At 58.3% G+C, this 18193-nt stretch carries 16 protein-coding genes; 8 read left to right on the top strand and 8 right to left on the bottom strand.

Annotated elements, in window-relative coordinates; translation table 11 throughout:
- Positions 1–287: 287 nt before the first annotated feature.
- From NA78x_RS20140 to NA78x_RS20130, 3 genes are all read left to right on the top strand, one after another.
- Positions 288–1952, top strand: a complete 1665-nt coding sequence (locus NA78x_RS20140; RefSeq protein WP_425614170.1) for a hypothetical protein — start codon at positions 288–290, stop codon at positions 1950–1952.
- 236 nt (positions 1953–2188) lie between these two features.
- Positions 2189–2611, top strand: coding sequence for a cupin domain-containing protein (locus NA78x_RS20135; protein ID WP_425614169.1), 423 nt, complete (start codon positions 2189–2191; stop codon positions 2609–2611).
- 64 nt (positions 2612–2675) lie between these two features.
- Positions 2676–3428, top strand: coding sequence for an SDR family oxidoreductase (locus NA78x_RS20130; RefSeq protein WP_425614168.1), 753 nt, complete (start codon positions 2676–2678; stop codon positions 3426–3428).
- Positions 3429–3440: 12 nt separating this feature from the next.
- On the opposite strand, the gene NA78x_RS20125 is transcribed toward NA78x_RS20130, so the two are convergent.
- The 7 genes from NA78x_RS20125 to NA78x_RS20095 all read right to left on the bottom strand — a co-directional run bounded on the left by NA78x_RS20125 (position 3441) and on the right by NA78x_RS20095 (position 13327).
- Entirely contained in the window at positions 3441–4307 is an 867-nt protein-coding gene (locus NA78x_RS20125; RefSeq protein WP_425614167.1) for a GNAT family N-acetyltransferase, read from the bottom strand.
- 64 nt (positions 4308–4371) lie between these two features.
- Positions 4372–4806: a hypothetical protein gene (locus NA78x_RS20120; RefSeq protein WP_425614166.1), complete on the bottom strand. Its 435-nt coding sequence runs from the start codon at positions 4804–4806 to the stop codon at positions 4372–4374.
- Between the two features lie 27 nt (positions 4807–4833).
- Positions 4834–5865 (bottom strand): DUF1559 domain-containing protein, encoded by a 1032-nt coding sequence (locus tag NA78x_RS20115; RefSeq protein ID WP_425614165.1) that lies wholly within the window; start codon positions 5863–5865, stop codon positions 4834–4836.
- A 221-nt stretch (positions 5866–6086) separates the two neighbouring features.
- Positions 6087–6266: a hypothetical protein gene (locus tag NA78x_RS20110; RefSeq protein WP_425614164.1), complete on the bottom strand. Its 180-nt coding sequence runs from the start codon at positions 6264–6266 to the stop codon at positions 6087–6089.
- Positions 6266–7996 (bottom strand): glycoside hydrolase family 88 protein, encoded by a 1731-nt coding sequence (locus tag NA78x_RS20105; RefSeq protein WP_425614163.1) that lies wholly within the window; start codon positions 7994–7996, stop codon positions 6266–6268. Before NA78x_RS20105 ends, NA78x_RS20110 begins: the two co-directional genes overlap by 1 nt.
- Before the next feature lie 9 nt (positions 7997–8005).
- Positions 8006–9139 (bottom strand): c-type cytochrome, encoded by a 1134-nt coding sequence (locus tag NA78x_RS20100; protein ID WP_425614162.1) that lies wholly within the window; start codon positions 9137–9139, stop codon positions 8006–8008.
- 96 nt (positions 9140–9235) lie between these two features.
- Entirely contained in the window at positions 9236–13327 is a 4092-nt protein-coding gene (locus NA78x_RS20095; RefSeq protein ID WP_425614161.1) for a PVC-type heme-binding CxxCH protein, read from the bottom strand.
- Positions 13328–13630: 303 nt separating this feature from the next.
- Between NA78x_RS20095 and NA78x_RS20090 the strand changes: the two genes are divergently transcribed.
- The 4 genes from NA78x_RS20090 (at position 13631) to NA78x_RS20075 (ending at position 16779) form a co-directional block, all read left to right on the top strand.
- A complete protein-coding gene (locus tag NA78x_RS20090; RefSeq protein ID WP_425614160.1) occupies positions 13631–14926 on the top strand; it encodes a PQQ-binding-like beta-propeller repeat protein in 1296 nt (431 codons plus the stop codon).
- 187 nt (positions 14927–15113) lie between these two features.
- Complete coding sequence (locus NA78x_RS20085) at positions 15114–15551, top strand: GNAT family N-acetyltransferase (protein ID WP_425614159.1); 438 nt, start codon at positions 15114–15116, stop codon at positions 15549–15551.
- 253 nt (positions 15552–15804) lie between these two features.
- Positions 15805–16329, top strand: coding sequence for a hypothetical protein (locus NA78x_RS20080; RefSeq protein ID WP_425614158.1), 525 nt, complete (start codon positions 15805–15807; stop codon positions 16327–16329).
- 84 nt (positions 16330–16413) lie between these two features.
- Positions 16414–16779: a hypothetical protein gene (locus tag NA78x_RS20075; protein WP_425614157.1), complete on the top strand. Its 366-nt coding sequence runs from the start codon at positions 16414–16416 to the stop codon at positions 16777–16779.
- Between the two features lie 147 nt (positions 16780–16926).
- Here the strand turns inward: NA78x_RS20075 and NA78x_RS20070 are convergent, their stop codons facing one another.
- Positions 16927–17121 carry a phage integrase N-terminal SAM-like domain-containing protein gene (locus NA78x_RS20070; RefSeq protein ID WP_425614156.1) on the bottom strand — a complete coding sequence of 65 codons (195 nt, stop codon included), beginning with the start codon at positions 17119–17121 and terminating at the stop codon, positions 16927–16929.
- Positions 17122–17267: 146 nt separating this feature from the next.
- Here NA78x_RS20070 and NA78x_RS20065 point away from each other — a divergent pair, with 146 nt between their 5' ends.
- Positions 17268–17942 (top strand): hypothetical protein, encoded by a 675-nt coding sequence (locus tag NA78x_RS20065; RefSeq protein ID WP_425614155.1) that lies wholly within the window; start codon positions 17268–17270, stop codon positions 17940–17942.
- Positions 17943–18193 lie beyond the last annotated feature (251 nt).

Raw genomic sequence — 18193 nt, 5'->3', positions numbered from 1 at the left:
GCTCTGGCAGGCCTTCTGAAACGATACTCACTTCGATTGCCCACCGGCCACCCCACAACTCGACGTATTTGCCCTATTGTGCCTAGGCTGCCATCTCCTACCCCATTCAAGAAAGAATCCCCGGAATTGACCCCGGCGAACCCGCATTCTGCCGCCCCGTCGCTATTTACCAGAACCTCGCCTTTCGACTACTATTGCCGCAGGCCAGCGATTTCCGTTGGCCGCATGGGGCTGTTGTTGGCCCCCTTACGCTCTGGCAGGACCGCCCGGGTGGGAGTTGTAAAGCGATGAATGGAATCGCGCTATTAATGATCGCGGCCACCCTTGGCGTCGAGTACGACTGGGGCACCACGGATGATGGCCAGATCGAATACGTGCTGATCGTTGAGCCCGAATTTCTCACGTCTCTTGCCAACGGCGACGAGATTCGCAGCAGCGTGCCCCCCGAGCTCGAGAGCGTGCAGCGACTCCGTATCCGCATTGCGCCCCCGGCGAATGCCCCGGCCAGCGCCAGTCAGCGAAAGTTGCCCGCCAGTGCCTTTACGTCGGGAGCGGTACGCGGCGCCACCGATCCGCCCACCATCCTGTGGAAGGCCAACGGCCAGCCAGAACAGAATTTCAACGTCCGTTTTGGTTGGCAGCCGACCAAAGAGGGCCTGCTCGAATACTTCGTCCAGATCGATCCCAAGCTGCTGCGCACCTTAGCGCCCGGCGACGAAATCTACACGCAGTTGTCTACCGAGTCCGGCCGAGTCGATACCTTCGTCGTCTTCTCGAACACCAAGCCGTTGCCGAAGGTCCCCGGTCGCCCTGCCCCGGCTCCACTGGCGGCCAGCAGTCAGCCCGTCGGAGCGTTTGGGGGTAATAATCTGGCGGGCAACAACTTTGCCGCGACCAGTCCAGCCACCACCGACTTGAACAAGCCCCGCACGGGAATCGGTGCTCCGCCCCTCGGACCACCACCCAGTAATCTGGCTGGTTCGAATCCTCCCTTCAGCAGCCCCGCGTTTGGTGCCGGTGCGGCCTCCTCGCCTTCACCTGCCCCGCTCGCTCCCGCTGCGTCCCCTTGGTCGACGACGCCCACGTCTCCCACAACTCCAGGCTTCAATTCGCCGACCACTGGTTTGGGTAGTAACGGGTTTGGTAGCAATCCAGCTGCCGGATCTACCGGCGGTTTCTCGAATCCGCCTCGTCCCTTTGCGGGCACAACCGGTTCGACCTTCGATCGCGATACCTCCCGCGTGAATCCGGCTGCCGGCTACGATGCCGTGCAACCTACCGCGCAAGGCGGGAACGATTTTCAGAACACGCGCCCCGGCATCGCTCCGCCTCCCACAGGCTACACGAACGACTATCGCAATCCGACTCAAGAGAACGGACTGCGTGGCAGCGGGTTAAACCCTCCCGCGCTCAACAGCGATCCCTATGGCCGCGATCAGTACGGTCGCGATTTGAATCCGCCCGGTGCTCCGCGAAACGATCCGTTTCCGAACAATAACAATAACAACTTCGCGGGCAACAATTACGCGAACACGCCCCAGAACCCGAACTATCGATCGAACGATCACCTCGCCCCCGCGGGTAGTGTGCCGTATCGTCCGGGCGTGGGCTTGCCGCAGGATAACCAGCTGGCAGGTCGCAACTACGGCGACCCGAACATGGGCTCGGGGCAATCGGTCGACTTCCGTCCGATCAGCGGCGACAACCAGATGGCTTCGTTGCCGAGCAACAGCAATCTCAATCGCCCGCTTTCCAACACGCGCGTCGACTCGAAGGGCAATCCCCTGCCTGTCGTCGAAGCCGAGAAGCCTTGGTGGCCGCTCCTGTTCACGGTCATCATTCTGTTCTTCTCGATCGGTGCCAACCTCTACCTAGGCTGGACCGCCGCCGAGTTCTACAGCCGTTATCGCCTCGCCGTCGAGCGCCTTCGCTCCTCCGGCGGCCGAAGCTAGTTCTCTCCTTTCTTTATCTTTCTCCCTCGCCTCGTGTGTCCTCACGGGGTGAGTGACCCGCAGCGCGCTCGATTGGAATCCTTCCGCGCGCATTCTTCCCCAGCGATGAACTTTTCCGCTGTGGGTGTTCCATGGGCATCGCAGAAAATTTCTGCGTCTTGTCACAAACTCAATTCGCCAGCCGTCTCTATTCACGAACGAGGACACAGCACCAACCCATCGACCAGGAGTGAAGCATGATTCGCCACCTATTCACACTCGCGGCAGGAATCGGCATCGGCATTGGCGGCATGTCTGCGGTGCACCACGACGGTGAACAAGTCGCAGTGCTCGCCGAGCGGAACATTGTCGAAAAGCTCGACGGCCAAGAGACCAAGGCCACGGTCGTGGAAGTGACCTTGGAGCCCGGGCAAGCAGGGTTGCCACATCGCCACCCAGGGCCCGGTTTTGGCTACGTGCTGGAGGGTGAATACGAACTGGGAATCGACGATCAACCGACGAAGGTGCTCAAGCAGGGGGAGACGTTCTACGAACCGACCGGTTGCCTGCATCGTGTTTCCAAAAACCCGGCCGCTAAGGGAAAGACTCGCGTCATCGCGGTTGTTTTGCAACCGCGCTCTGCCAAGCAGATTGCGATTCCGGAAGCTGCAAAGCATTAAGGGGCCGCAGTAACTTCAAATTCCATCGTTCCCACAGTTCCAACTTTCAGTCAGGAGATTTGTCATGAAGATCGTCGTCATTGGCGGCAGTGGGCTCATCGGGAAGAAGGTCGTCGGCAACCTGCGCGGCCAAGGTCACGAGGTGATTGCTGCGTCACCCTCGACAGGCGTCAATACACTCACCGGTGAAGGACTCGCCGCTGCGCTGCAGGGAGCCGAGGTTGTGGTGGATGTTGCCAACAGTCCTTCGTTTGAAGATCAGGCGGTCCTGGCGTTCTTCGAAACCTCGGGACGCAACCTGCTCGCTGCCGAAGCGGCTGCCGGTGTGAAGCACCACATTGCCTTGTCGGTCGTCGGAACCGAGCGCATGCTCGCCAGCGGATATTTTCGCGCGAAGCTAGCACAGGAAAACCTGATCAAGGCTTCGTCCATTCCCTACACCATTGTGCGCGCGACACAGTTCTTTGAGTTTGTGAGTGCCATCGCGCAGTCCGCGACCGATGGACAGACGGTGCGACTGCCACACTCGCTCATGCAACCCATCGTTTCCGACGATGTTGCCGAGGCTATCGCCGAGGTAGCCCTCGAGCCGCCATTGAATGGCACAGTCGATCTGGCCGGTCCCGAGAAAATTGGCATGGACGACCTGGTGCGGCACTACTTGAGCGCGACCGCAGATGCGCGGCAAGTCACCACCGATGCCAGCGCCACGTACTTTGGCACGCCGGTTAACGATCAGAGCCTGACGCCCGATGTCAATCAACGCGTGGGTCGAACGCGATTTGCCGATTGGCTCAGCCGTTCGGTGGCAGTGTAGTGATGCTGTCGATCAGCCCAGTTCGAGCGTCGTGATGCCAAAGATCCGCTCGTGATGAACTGTGGGAATCGGGCCGCGGTACATTCGCAGGCAACGGAAGCCGGGCTGCATGCCGAACTCTTCGACCATCGCGATGGCTGCAGGATTCGCCTCGGGCACATCCAGATAGATGGGCCCCTCGCCGGCAGCCTGACAGCAAGCCTGAAACAGCTTGGTTGCCGTGGCTCGATCGGCGGCGAAGAGCGGACCGATTTTCCAGCCTACTTGCGCGCGGCGCAAGACCGCGTAGCCACGTAGTTCTCCCTGCTGAACGGAGGCCAAGGCATGGCTCTGCGGCAGTGCCAGCCAGGCCTTCAGATAGCTCTCTCGCGGCGCAGTAAAGCACGCACGGTCAAAGTCCGCAACTTGAGAGAAAGGAACGGAACTGAGCGGAACTAGGGAAGCGTCGGGCTTTCCAGCAGGCAATGTCGCCAGTTCGAAACGAAGGTGAAACGATGTCCCTACGAAACCGCCCTGCGCATAAAAGTCGCGCATGGCTTCGACGGCATCCAGGCCAATCGTGCCGGCGGGGTCGAGTCGCGAGGCGAGCAAATCGCGCCGTGCGAACCACAGCTTGCGGCCAATCCCTTGTGAGCGAAACTCGGGCCGGACAATAAACAGCCCCATGAAGCCGAAGCTGGCATGGTGCCGCACAATCGCCCCGCCCCCGACGAACTGGCCATTCACTTCGACGGCCAGAAAGCCGTCGGCATCGGTCGCGTAAAAGGCCTGCGCATCGTGCAGCCCGGGATTCCAACCCTCTTTTGCGGCCCACTCGACCAACTGGGTGACTTCAGCCGCTTGCATTGGCCGAAGTTGAATTGCATCGTCGCTCAACATGCGTTTCCTCTCCTGAAGTTATCTAAGAGAGAGGTATGCCCGGCGAATGTTCGCCCGGACGTTGCTATTTACTGGTAACTTTAAATTCGTACTCGTTCGAACTGGTGGGACCGACATCGGCCGTGAGGGTACTTTCAAAATTGTAGCGGCGGGCGATCATATTCTCCTGAATGGAGCCGCCCATCTCACCGGGGACCGGAATCTGGCGATAGGCCACGACTTCGATGCGGCGCTTGCCTTCCAAAGCCTTCCCCTCGAATTTGCCATCCTTCACGGGCATCGCTTCGACCTTCCCCTCGGCCAGCGTCTTGAAGTAGACGGTCCCTTCGCTGAGCGGATTGCCATCTAACGTCACGGTCCCTTTCACCGGGAAGACCGGCGCTTCTTTTTTGGCGCAGCCAATGCCTAGACAAGCGGTGAGAAGCAATAGGCTGAGCCAACAGGCAGGGCGAAGCGAGGCGATCATGAGCAGCTTTTTGAAGAGAGCAATTTTAGGCAAGAAAGAAACCAGCCGCGGCCGCAGGGACTACTCAGGAACGGGCAGGCCGTCGTCGCGAGTCGCGTACTGAGCCAGCACGGCGAGGGAAGTCGATTGCGTCAGAAAACGGACCGAGCCGTCGCTGAAGGCAGCCACGACGCCGTTGGTATGCGTCGAGTTCAGTGGAATGTTAGCTCCCACGCAGTTCGTGCCATTCGCGCCGCCGACGCCAAGCCCCGGGACATCATTCGCCCAGCCACCGGCTGGGGCATAGTTTATGGAGTAGCGAATCGTCGCCATGTTGGGTTGGCGATTGTCCGTGCCGCCGTTATCAAAATTCGGCGGAACACCCACCGACTTCACGCCCAGATACCAGCCCCAGATCTGCGAGGCTCGCCATTCCTGCTTCTTGCCCGTGTTGTCGATCAAGAAGTTTCCCTGCTCACTGATGGCCATCGTGCTGCTGGTGCCGTCGGTGATCGAACCAAGATTGAACTGGCCATTGGGGACAAGCACACCGCCGCCGCTCATGGTGCCGCCGCAGGGCCAAGTGTTGATGCGGTCTTCGGTATAACCGGGAATCAAGCCGTTCACAGCTCCGCTGATGCCGACGTAAGAAGCAAAGGTAGAGCCAAGTTGCCGATTGGGCGCAGCTTTTTGCAGCGGTGACGAAGGGCAGAAGAACGTCTTGATCATCACGCCGGTCGCGGCGGTGTTGTTGTTGGTATTGAACGCCCCCGACTGGCCGGTGAATTGCCACTTGTCAAACAGTGGCTGCTGTTCGATGTATGGCAAAATGTAGACGAACCAGCTGCTGCCCCAGCGATTGCCGGTGGCCGCATCGATGCCAAACGGAGGCTGGTCGCTGGCCCCGCCCGGCGGCAAACGCCGGAGCGTGTCGTGAAAGTTGTGCGTGGCCAGCACCAATTGCTTCTGGTGATTGATGCACTGAGTTCGCCGTGCCGCTTCGCGTGCAGCCTGTACCGCCGGCAAGAGCAGGGCCACCAAGACACCGATGATGGCAATCACGACGAGCAGCTCAACGAGCGTGAAGCCCCGTTGGCGGAGAGAGGAGGGCATGGAGAAGCCTGATGGTCGCTGGAGGGAGAGGAACCGCGGAGAAGTGTAACGTAATCTCGGCAATGATTTTCGACAAGTTTATAACACAACAGCGGCACGGTTGTTTCGTCACTTGGCGACAACGTGCCAATCGTAATGACGCGCGGGGCGCTCGCTTTTGTGGAACGAACAGCGCCGGAAGCAGAATGCTTAGCGTGCGAAAGAGTGGCAATTGCTGATTGCTACCGCTGTGACTTCGCCGAGGAGTCGTTCGCTTCAGCGGCCGGTTGTGGCGCTGATGCGGCGCTCGCTTGCCAGGTACGCGTCACCCAGCGGGCAGCAATACCCAGGGTCAAACCCAGCGCGATGATCTTCAGCCGGTCATTCCAATGAGTCCAACGGCTGGCAGTTGCGTTTGACATTACTTCGTTCCGTTCATCATTTCCGTTGAGAACATGAGAGCCATGGCACCGCCGCGAGCATCGACTCCCCAGATCGCTGGCCGATCGTAATAGTCTCGCAGCGATTTCATCTTACCGGTGCCCGTGCAGATATCGACGACTTTGCCTTTGGGACCAATGCGTTGCTTGGCCGCGATCCAGGCGCGATCGAGCGCCGGCTGATGAGCTTTTGGATTAAGCCAGCCTCGATCAATCCCGCGTTTGAGTGCCCAGCCGATCATACAAGTGCTGCTGAACTCGCGGTAGCTCCCCGGCTTGTCGATCACCTGGTGCCAGCAACCGAATGCATCCTGATGCTTCAAAAGCGCCGTGATGTGATTCTGAAATTCCTGCTTGAGTTCGGGAAAGGCCGGATGATCTTCCGGGAACTCACTGAGCGCCCAAGCCAAGCCCAGTGCCGGAAAGCCGTTGCCGCGTCCCCAGGCCGCTTCGTCGAGCGGTGAATGCCGATAAAGGCCATCCTCGCGGACGCACAGCTTTTTCATGCTGCGAAAATGCGTGACCGCGGCATCGAAGTACTTTTGTTCGCCCGTCAGCTTGCCGGTCGCACAAATGATCGGCGTGGCCATGAAGACGGCATCGCTCATTTCGTTGTGCGAGGGCATCAACTTGAGTGGCTTGCCATCCTTGTCAAATATCTGATCCGCAGCGGCGCGACACAGTTGGATCCAGCGGTCGCGTTCCTTGCCTTCCGATTGTTTGGCCAGTTCTGCGAAGAGCAAATGCCCCGCTTGCTCACTGCCCGACTTGGGCGTGGGAGTTTTCTCGCCCGAGAGAAACGGCGCGAGTAGCTGCTTCAGCGCAGCCAATTCTTCGTCATTCTTCGCCTCTTCCGCTGTTCGCAGGCGACCCACGACGGCGAGCGCGGGGATGTAGGCGACTTGCTTGAGATCGTGGCCGTAGAAAGTTGAAAGTTCGGTGGCAACGGCGAGAGCGCTACGATTGAGGCGGCGAGTCAATTCTCGGTGGGCAGTCGACTGTGGGCCCCGGGAGACGAGCCAATCGCCGATTCGCGTTTTCAGTTCCAACTCCCAATCGTTCTCCGTAATTTGAAAGATCATCGCGGGTGTATTGAGATCGTCGGCACCATTTTCGGAAACCTGACGCACGAAATCATCGGCAGGTGGGTCGGGGAGGCGTGGATCGGGAATCTTGCGAGCGAGGGCCGACTTGCGACCTGCTTCGAGGTCGCGCTGCGGTAGCCAATAGCCGATGGTCTTGCCCACGCGCACATCGATGATCAGATCAGCGCCAAACATACGCGCCCAGCGCCACAGATAGCGAGCTTCGGGACGCTGCGGATCGTCATAGTAACCTTTTTCAAACGGATAACCACAGATGGCGTCCGCGGCTACCAGGTTCGTTGGCAAGCCATCTGGATAGACATTAGGAATCAGGGCGACGTGAATCGGCTTGTCCGTTGGACGCTTGTTCTCGGTGAACCAGTCCTTCAACTTGTTTACGAATTGCGTCGAGACGACCGAACCATCGTGACCGCCGATGACGAGGATGCGCGGGACCGGAGAAGCAATGTCTGTCGAACCGGACGAGAGCCAGACGGGAATCTCAGTTCCTTTGCTCGTCACGCCAATTGCCGCCAATTGCCAATCTGCGGATTTATCATCGGCCAGAATCACCGAGCCGACGAGCACCGTCAGCAGGAGCGATATGGATGTGACTACGAGACGCATTCCGGGCCTCTAGTTCATTTTCTTCAGCGTCGTGAGGTATTCCACCACATCAACGAGGTTCTGCGCGGTGAGCGCCTTTTGCAAGTCGGCGGGCATCAAGCTGACGGTCGATTTTTTGAAATCTTCGACTTCGTCGCGAGCGAACCTTTTGATGATTGCGTCGGCGGTTTTGATTTGAATATCGGCATCGGTTTGACTGACCAGGATGCCGTTCTGCACAGTGCCATCGGCTAGCAACAGCGTGTAGGTCTCGAAGTTGTGACTGATACCGGCGCTGGGATCGAGGATCGAAACGTAGAACGCTTCCTTCGAAAGCTTGCTGCCGATTTCGGAAAGATCGGGGCCGACATCTTTGCCTTCGCCGCGCACCTTGTGGCACTTGATACAGGTACCAACCGTGGCAAACACTTGCTTGCCCGCACCGATGTCGCCGGCGCTCTTGACCAATTCGGCGACTGGCGGCAGTGGTTTGCTATCGGCTGTGGCGGGCAGCGTGAGATGTTTGCTCGCGGCAGTCTTAATCGCGGCATCGCTGGACGAGAGAAGCACGTTGGCTGCCGCGAAACTCAATTCCTTCGCCAGCTTGCCGGCCTCGACCAGCTTGAGGAGTTGCTCTTGTCCCGCCTTGCTTTTGCCCGCTGCCATGACGGCGGTGGAACGAAGGGGCACGCTCCGCTCGCCATTTTCGATCGTGGTCAGCAGCAGTGTATTGCAGCGGGCATCGCCAGCGAGCCCCAGCGCTGTCGCCAGTTTGGCGGCTCGTTGTTCATCTTTGCCGGCGAGTTCCATTTCAAGCTCGGCGGTCGCACCAAAATCGAACAGCGTCTTGACGGCTTCGACGCCAATGGTCTCTTCCCCTTTCTCAATCGCCAGGCGAATGAGTTCTGGCGTCGTTGCCTTCAACTGAAAGCGACGCACCAGTTCCAGGTATTCATCGGTGCCATGAATCGTTTCGAGATGTCGCAATAGCGAAGCCTTGGCTTCAGGCAAAGTTTCCAGATCGACATTTTCGAGACGCAGCAGTGCTTTTACGCGGCGGGCATCTTTGGCGCGCGTGGCGTCGGTTACCTCTTGAGCAACGAGTGGAGCAAACGCGAGACAGAACAAAGTCGCAATCAACAGGCGGGAGGGCGTGAGCAGCATGACAGGAACCAGCTTGGGGTGGGAAAACAAACGTGCCCCTGGTCAATCCATACGGATTCACCAGGGGCACTTCAATCTTAACTCATCAGCCCGGGACTATTCCAGAATGGCCTTGAGGGCCGCTTCTTTCTCGGGACCGGAGAGGAAGTCGAGCGCTCGCAGGTAGCGAGGCTGCTCTTCTTCTTTGGTGGAGTCGGCGGTGATGATCTTGGCGAGGAGGGCCGGAGTTTGCTTCGCCCGGCTGCGCCAAACAATGTCTCGACCGGCAGCGGTGTCCCACTTGCCGTCGACTTTCTTCAGGTACGCATCGAGATAGGCATCCCATTGCTTGTCGGCACCAATGCCGAGCGCTTCGAGATACCAGCGATCCTTGCCGTCGTGCTGGGCGGCGAGTTCGGCCCAGATGGCGGCTGCTTCGGGGCTCTTGCTGTGACGAGTCGAGATGGCCAGTTCGCGGCGAACTTCAGGAGCCGAGTCTTTCGCCAAGGCGGCGACACTGCCGAGATCTTGGCCCAGTTCACGCGCCAGGCGAATGCCGACGATGCGGATATCGGGATTGCCACTCTTGAGAGCTTCCTTCACGGCCGTGGCACCTTGGTTCGGCAACTTGCCCAGGGCCCACAGCGCCCGTGCTTGCAGGCGAGGATTGTCCTTGGCGTTGTCTTGCGCGAACTTGATCAGCGCCGGAGCAGCAGCTTCGCCGCTTTTCTGGATCGCTTGAAAAGCGAGATAGCGCACGCTGAGCGCCGGGCTGGCCAGCGCTTCGAGTTGGCCAATCGGCGTCTTGAAGTCGTACTTCGGCGTCTTGTACTTCGTGCCGGCAGGAGCCAGGCGGAAGATGCGACCGCGATCGACGTCTTGTTGGTTGTGACCACCCACGCCCGGATCGTACCAGTCGGCAACGAACAGCGAGCCATCGGGAGCAACACAGACGTCCGATGGGCGGAACCAATTGTCGCGCTTGCCAAACAGCACGTTGACCATTTCGGCGGTGTAGCCGGAAGCATCTTTGCTGGCGACATAGGCGCGGCACACATTCGGGCCAGCGTCGCAGTGAATCACCTGGTTGTGAAACACCTTGGGCAGCAGGTTGCCTTCATAAACGCAGATGCCCGTGGGCGAACCGGCGCCAGTGAGGATCAGGTTGGGCACAACACCAGGATCGTTGAGGTGCCAGTGACGGCGAGGAATCTCGGCCTCGATATTCTCCCGCTTGGCTTGCCAGCCCGCGCCGGACAGTTCGTCTTTGTAACCGTAATTGCCGTACTCCATCACAAAATTGATGCGCACGCCCTTGTTGCCGTCGTCGTCGTTATCGCTCTGCCAGATCGTGCCCAGCGAGTCGATGGTCACTTCCCAGTTATTGCGAAAATTCCAGCCGAGCGTTTCGAGATTGCTGCCATCCAGATCGCAGCGGAAGACCATGCCTTCTTGATAAGGCTTGCGAGCATCGGTCACCGGATTGCCGGCAGCATCGACAATGACCTTGCCATCTTTGTCCTTCAACTGCTTGCCGCTATTGCCGAAATTGAAGTACAGCTTGCCGTCGGGGCCAAAAATGAACGCATGAATGCCGTGATCGTGCTGGGTACCAGCAATGCCGCTGAACATCACGTCTTTGCGGTCACTCTTCAGGTCATCGTTGTCGTCATAAAAATTCATCACCTTGTCGCCAGCTGAGACAATCACGCGATTGCCCAGCACGCACAGGCCGTGAATCGAATCGATATCGCGACCTTGATAGAACACGGTCTGCTTATCAGCGACACCATCTTCGTTGGTGTCCTCCAGAACGAGAATCCGGTCCCCTTCAGGTCGGCTGTTGTTCCACTTGCGATAGTTCTTCACTTCGGCCACCCACACGCGGCCAAGGTGATCGATATCGATGTTGGTGACGTTCGAGATCTGGGGTTCGCTCGAAAAGAGCTTCGCTTCGAGACCTTCCGCCACATCGAGGCCGTTGACTGCTTCGGCGGGTTCGCGATTGGCAGCGGTCGCCCCGGCAGCGCCGGGAGCCGAGGGCTTGATGTCGCCGGGGGCCTGATCGTAAACGGCAAAGTCGACGGTTGAACCGCAGCCTTGCTTGATGCCGCCGTCGTCGAGACCGGCGCGAGTCTTCAGCCGCGTGTAACCTTCGGGAACATCAAAACCGATGACCGAAATGGCGTGCGCACCAATACCGTACTCAACCGACTGGCCATTGATCTTCAGCGCACCGCCCGAGCTATTCTTGTTCATCTGCACGGTGCCGTGACCGCTGGAAGCGACAGTCGGCTTGAGGTCGGTCAGCTTGAGTTCCCCCTTGGCACCGACCAGGCGAGGTTCGGCATAAGCGACCCAGTCGCAACCAAAACCGTCGCCGCCGTCACCAGCGACGAGGTAAACTTTTTTGGCACCCTTCAGGTCAACGTCGATTTCGATCGCATGACCGGGGGTCGCGGCCGAAACGATCTTGCTTTCGAACAGCGGCTTTACGCGGCTCTTCGATTCCGGCACTGCGCCGGTCTTCGGTGCCGCCGCAGCCGCGGGAGTTGCCGGAGGCAATTCCTTGCCGGTGCTCTTCAGTTTGAACTTCTCGATGATTTGCTTGCTGTTCAAATTGGCCGGACGAGTTTCGTCCTGGTTTTCCGTCAGCTGTTCAAAACTGACCTCTTCGCCGGTGACGCCATTCTTAGGCACTTCGCCGTGAGCGCTCCAAACGATGGCATTCAGCACGACCTTGCGGAAGTTATCGTCACCCCAGTTCCAGTGGTTGTGACCACCGGTGAAGCCGAAGCCGCGGCCACCACCCTCACGCTCGCCGGCCCAAGCCACATGCTGGATTTCTTTCTTCTCCAGCACATCGCGCCGCACGTCGGGATTGCCGCTGTGAGGGCCATCGCCGCGCGACAGGGTTTCTTTGGGCGGCAGTGCCGAGAGGATCGGCGTGACATTCTTCATGTCCGGCCGAAATCGCATGTGGTAGTACCATTCATCGTCGGCTGCGAACGGTTGCACGCCCCGGCTGATGGGATGGTCAGGAAACTTTTCGAACTTGCCGACCCAGTGAGGATTCACCGACCAGTTGGCTTCGAAATAGCCGCCGGTCCAATCCAGGAAATTGTCGCCACCTTCTTTCCCCTTGGGGATTTCGACGGCGTAGTGAATGCAAACGATGCCGGTGCCGCGCTTAGCGACCTTTTCCATCGTCTCCATGATCTTCTTCACAGGATGGCCGCCGCCACCATCGCTGTACATCACGACGGCGTCAGCGCCGTCGTAGGCCGAGAGTTCCGCTGGCCAGTTCTTGTAGTAAACCTCGGTCTTGTAGCCCATGCTCTTCTCGAGTTGGGCAGCCAGCAACTTGCAGCCGGCCAGGTGATCGTGCGCGCCATAGTTATGGCTGGGACCACCTGCCAGGAAGATGATCTTTTTCGGAGCCTTGCCGTCGGCCTGCTTGGCTTCGTCCGCACCGCCGCCGCCGGACTTTTGGTCCACCGACTTCTTCTCCGCAGGCGGCTGTTGTTTGATTTCGAGATTGCGGAACTGCACGGTCATTGGCGGACCAGCATGCAGTTGCAGAGCTAGCAGGCCGCTCATCTTGCGAGCCGATTCTTGCTCATCGATCAGGTCGACGGTGACGACGCCATTCAACTTGTGAATGAGGTGATTCCCCTTGGCGATGATGGTGTAGTCGTTCCAGTCTTCTTTCTTCAGCTTGTCGACAATCTCTTTCTCTTCGGCAGTCTTGCCTGCAACTTCTTTCTTGCCATCCGCCTTCACGACAACCTTGCTGCCCCGCTTGGCGAGCACGCCGCGACCTTTTTCTTCGTACAACGTGCCAGCCCAACCGCCAGCGGCATCGAAGTCGGCTTGATAGCCCTTGATGACGTGCTTGCTGACTTCTTCGCTGCGATATTGCACGCCGCTATTGCCACCCACGATTTTGAACTGCAGCCGCAATTCAAAATCGCCGACATCGCCCTTGCGATAGACCAGAAAGGTGTTCCCCTTGGTCGGCTTTTCTTTGGTCGTTTGGCCGGTGATGACACCGTCCTGTACGCTCCACAAATCGGGATTGCCGTCCCAACCTTCGAGCGACTTGCCATCAAAGAGCGAGACAAAACCATCGTCGGCAGCGAGTGCTGGGGTCGCGCAGGCAAGTGCGACGAGCAGCAACAGAGAGAGAGGCTTTACCAACCAAGACATAACGAAACTCCAAAGTGAAACAGCGGTCAGCAGGACCGTCGACAAACGACAACCAGCCATCATTCAACTGGCAAGGTGGTGGAAGCAACTTTCGCCCTTGCTTCGCTACGTGCCGATCGCCCAGCACAACCCACCCGGTAGGAACCTGTCACGATACCCACCCCCGTTGCGGGCGTCAAATCAGGGGGCGGCAAATCAAGCGAAACGTAACGATGGCAATTGCTGGAGGCGAGGTGTAGTCTACTGCTCGTCAAACCCGCCGTCGTTGTTCCTCCCTCCCACACGACTTCCCCCGAGGTACGCATGAACGCCTCTTCGCTCACTCTCGCCCTTTGCTGCGCGCTCCCACTGGTGGCGGTTGCCGACGATTGGCCGCAGTATCGCGGGCCGAACCGTGACGACGTCTCGGCAGAAAAAGGACTGTTGAAAGACTGGCCGAAGGAAGGCCCCAAGCTCCTGTGGACTTACCGCAATGCGGGCATTGGCTACTCGGGACCAGCGATCGTTGGCGACAGGCTCTACACGATGGGTGCCCGTGACGGCAAAGAGTACCTGATTGCGCTCGATACCAGCAGCTTTGTCGATGGCAACGTGAGAGAAGCGTGGGCCACCGAAATTGGTCCGCTGTTCGACTTCAAAGGGAACAACTGGAGCGCGGGGCCCAGTGCCACACCCACGGTCGATGGCGACTTGATCTTCGCGCTGGGTGGCAATGGCGACCTGGTCTGTGTCGGCAAAGCAGATGGCAAAGTGGTTTGGAAAAAGAATCTCCCCGCCGATCTGGCCGCCGAAGTGAATCCCATTGGTGGTGGCCCCAAGAAGCTGGGCTGGGGATTCACCTGGTCGCCGCTCGTCGACGGGGATCAACTGGTCTGTCTGCCTGGCGGACCACAAGGAACCGTCGCTGCTTTGAATAAAAAGACCGGCGAAGTGCTATGGCGCAGCAAAGAAGTCACTCAGCAGGCAGCGTATGCGTCGCCGATGCTTGCCGAAGTGAACGGCCAGCGACAATATGTGGTGCTCACGAATCAGGGCGTGTTTGGGGTGAGTGCTCAAGATGGCTCGCTGTTGTGGATGTGGGAAACCAAGTACGGGACCGAAGTCGTCAATAGTCCCATCGTGCGCGGCTCGCTTGTCTATGTGACCGTCGGTGGCGCGCATGGTTGTACGTTGCTGCGGATCAAACCGAGCGACGGCAAGTTCGCTGCGGAGGAAGTGTACACGAACCGCAACCTGGCCAATCATCACGGCAATGTGGTGCTCGTCGGCGAACACATCTATGGCGCTGGTGGCCGCGGCTGGCTGTGCCAGTCACTCGAATCGGGCGAAATCGCCTGGACCGAGCGCGCGAAGCTGCGGGCTGGTTCCGTCACTTATGCCGATGGCCAACTTTTTACGTACGCCGAAGGTGATGGCACCCTGGCGGTCGTCGAGGCCAATCCGACGGCTCCTAACATCGTCGCGACGTTCCGCATTCCCGAGCAATCGAAGCTGCGCAAACCGAGCGGCAAAATCTGGACGCCGCCGGTCGTTGCCAACAGCAAACTGTTTTTGCGCGATCAGGAGTTGATCTTCTGTTACGACGTCGCGGGGAAGTAGGTCGCGAACAGATCTTGCGCTATGCCAGTGGCTTCGCCAGCCGAGCCAGCGGCACTTGGCGTTGAGCGTTTTGGTAAAGTCGGAGTTTGTCGGCGCGGTGTTGGCCATTGAACATTGATCCGTTCAGCAGCGGAGGTCGCTCTTGGGAGACATTCGTGAGTACCGACAAGACGACGAGTCGGCCTGCTTGGAAATCTTCGACAGCAACCGGCCGAAGTATTTCACCGCGCCTGAGCGAGATCTCTTCGCGGCCTACCTGCGGCGGCGGGATCAGCCTTTCTTCGTCGCTGAGATCGCGGGGGAGGTCCGCGGGTGCGGTGGGTTTCGTGTCGATGACTATGGGGTGGGTTACCTGGAATGGGGCATGGTCCGCGCGAACTGGCACCGACGGGGAGTAGGGGCGAGCCTGCTCCAGTGGCGGCTCGAGCAAATTCGGCAGATTACCCATGCGTGGTGCGTTTTGATCGACACGAGTCAGCACACCGCTCCGTTTTTCGCCCGGTTCGACTTCGAGGCGTTTCGGGTGATCGTCGACGGGTATCAGCCGGGCCTGGACAAAGTGTTCATGCGGCTCGTCTTGGCCCCACGGCCCGCCGTTGCACTTGCTGACCAATCGATCGCTTAGCCCCAATTTGCTCGGTCATTTTCCTCACGCTCTCAATCCGGTTGTTCTCGCACCCCGTAAGCAACCGGTCCGGAACTTTTCCCCAACCTCAGCAGCAGCCTTTTAGTTGGACTCACGCTGCGCAAGAATTGCTGGTTTGCTTATCAGTTGACATTCGGAGCGTAACCCACTTAACCTACTTCAGATAGATCGGATTCGATCCCTTGATCGCGGCTTAGGTTAACATGACCGCCGCGCAAGATTATAAGTAGTTATGGCCTCAAGTGCTCTACGATCGAATGTCCTCGACTTCCTCTCCACGCGCACCGTTAAGCACGGCGAGTCAGTCGAGTACGGCTGGTTCATCTTTCAGGCCATCGTCGAGAACGGCCAATTGGACTTGGAGACACTTGATTTCCTGGCCATGGCGTCGTTCACTCGAGATTTCGGGCCAGTGGAACGTATCGACGCGGAACAGTCGGCTGTGTTGGCCAAACAGCGGGTTGAGCCGGAGCGCTGTGCGCTGTGGCATGCGGCGCTCATCAGCAGGTCTTACATGCCGGGGTCGCCGCGTGCATTCATGGAGCGACTCGATCAGCTTGAAGGCAACAAATCGGGTTGGTTCGTTGGAGTCGCCGACGATCCCTTGGATGTGAATGAACCCGCGAACTTGCATTTTCAGTCGCTGTACGAGCTGACGATTCATGACGCGCGATTCGCTCCGTATTGGCTTCTACCGGTAGGCTTCCATGTGGAGTTCGACGGCAACCGGCCGGCCATAACCAGCCGTTGCACCTGACTGCGGCGGCATTACGGCTTTTTCAGAGTTCAACGTCTCACCGCCGCCGCAGCAGGTGAACTTGGTCGTTAGGCCGACACGCTTATGGCGGAACAACCCATCCCAGATGTGACTTACGAAGACGTAAAGAGGATCGCGCTCCGCGACTTTGGCGATGCTCAGGCTGCACTGGCGCTTTCGATTCTCGAAGAGTTCGGAAAGCAGGATTGGAATCGCCCCAACCCGCGCGTGCGACTCGCCATCCTCAAGCTCGTAAACGGTGATCTTGCTCGACTTCTGGACGAAACGCAGACCGCGATCCAAGACTACCGAGATGTCCTTGCGGAGGCGGAATATCCGAGATACATGCGCGAGATTGAATTTGGCGATGTTTCAGAAACCGTGCAGCAAGCGGCGATTGACGATGATTGGAGACAGTATCAGGAGTGGTTGCAAAGGAAGTCGGCCTAACCTCTCTATGGCCTTCCCTATCGACAGGGGCGCCGGTTGCCACTGGCTTCGCCAGTGCCTGACCGGCTCGAATGGGTAGTGGGATCGAAGGCGGCTGGAGATTTGCCATTTTGCCAAGATGTTGCCCTGTGCAAAAAGGCAAGAGGTTCACTTCTGCTGGGAGGCAACCCGGCGATGGCCAATCTGCACTGGCCGAGCCAGTGGCACCTGGCGTATGAACCGCTCGGCCCAATGCAGGTAACTCCGTTCGGTGCTCAATGCCAAATGCTTGGCACGCAACTTGTCACGCATTCGCTCCAAGAGCTTCGGGCCGGGCTTGACTGGAGTCGTTTCTGTAGCCACCGAACACCTCCCGCTCCGTCGCAAGCTTGGAAGATTCTGAAGGAAATGATTGACTTCTATTTCCCGTTCGACAGAATAAAACTCCTGTTATCAAGAATCAAGCCTCGTGGCGATTCTGTAGAATAAGAAGTTATCCCGCTAAAGACATGACCGTCAAAGAACAACTTGAAGCGTTGATTGACGTCGAATCCTACAAGTCATGTTGGCGCAAAACTACTCCGCCAAGTTTTGCCGACTTCATGCAGTTCGCTTCCACGGCGTTTGTGAACAACATGCCCGCAGATGCAACGAATCTGAAGCTCACGTTCAGCAGTCAAACGGAAGGTCGAATCAACACCATTGGCTCTTTTCAACTTGACGGTGAAGAGTACGATGTTTTCGGCCAGATCGTCTGGGTGAGCAAACATGAGTTTTTCAGGGGCAAACCCGGTTTTCGTAAGAAACAAGAGCCGGTCGTTGCGCCCGCTGACGACAGCAGTACATTTGATCTTGTCTCCGACACCACGAAGGATTTGAATGGGTTCGGGACCATGTTGCATGTCAGCCCTCGCTCGCTCGTTCGTGCTTTTGGTCAACCGGGCATAGCCGACGAATTCAAGGTGTCGGGGATGTACATCTTTGAAGGCAATAAAGGTTCGGCTTTCAGGATCAATGACTACGAAGAGACGACGATGTATTGGGGCGAAGACAGACAAGGCGAATTTCCGACGCCCGAAGCTCACTGGGACTCCGAGGAGCCTTGTGAGTTCCGTGTTGCGGGTAACATGGATCCGGCCACGTTTGTTGAATGGGTAAAAGCACGCATTGAAAAGGCGGGATAACAATCAGTTGCACCTGACTGCGGCGGCGGGGTGGCATGCGTGGTCATTCGCCATCTCTGGGTGGCATGGGTTTTACCCATGTTTGCTGGCAACTCTCGCGGACCGTCGCGTGCCAGTTTTGGTGGAGCTCAAACCGTTCTGAGGTAACGCCGCGCTGCAGTTGCTGGTGAAATCGAGTTGAGTTTTGCCTTGGCTGGCAAGGATCCTTACCTCAGAAGACCAAGAAGAACATGGGTACAACCCATGCCACC

Source organism: Anatilimnocola aquadivae, assembly GCF_049819085.1.
GTDB lineage: Bacteria > Planctomycetota > Planctomycetia > Pirellulales > Pirellulaceae > Anatilimnocola.
Note: the sequence above shows the minus strand (reverse complement) of the source record. Positions and strands in the feature narration are given on the sequence as shown.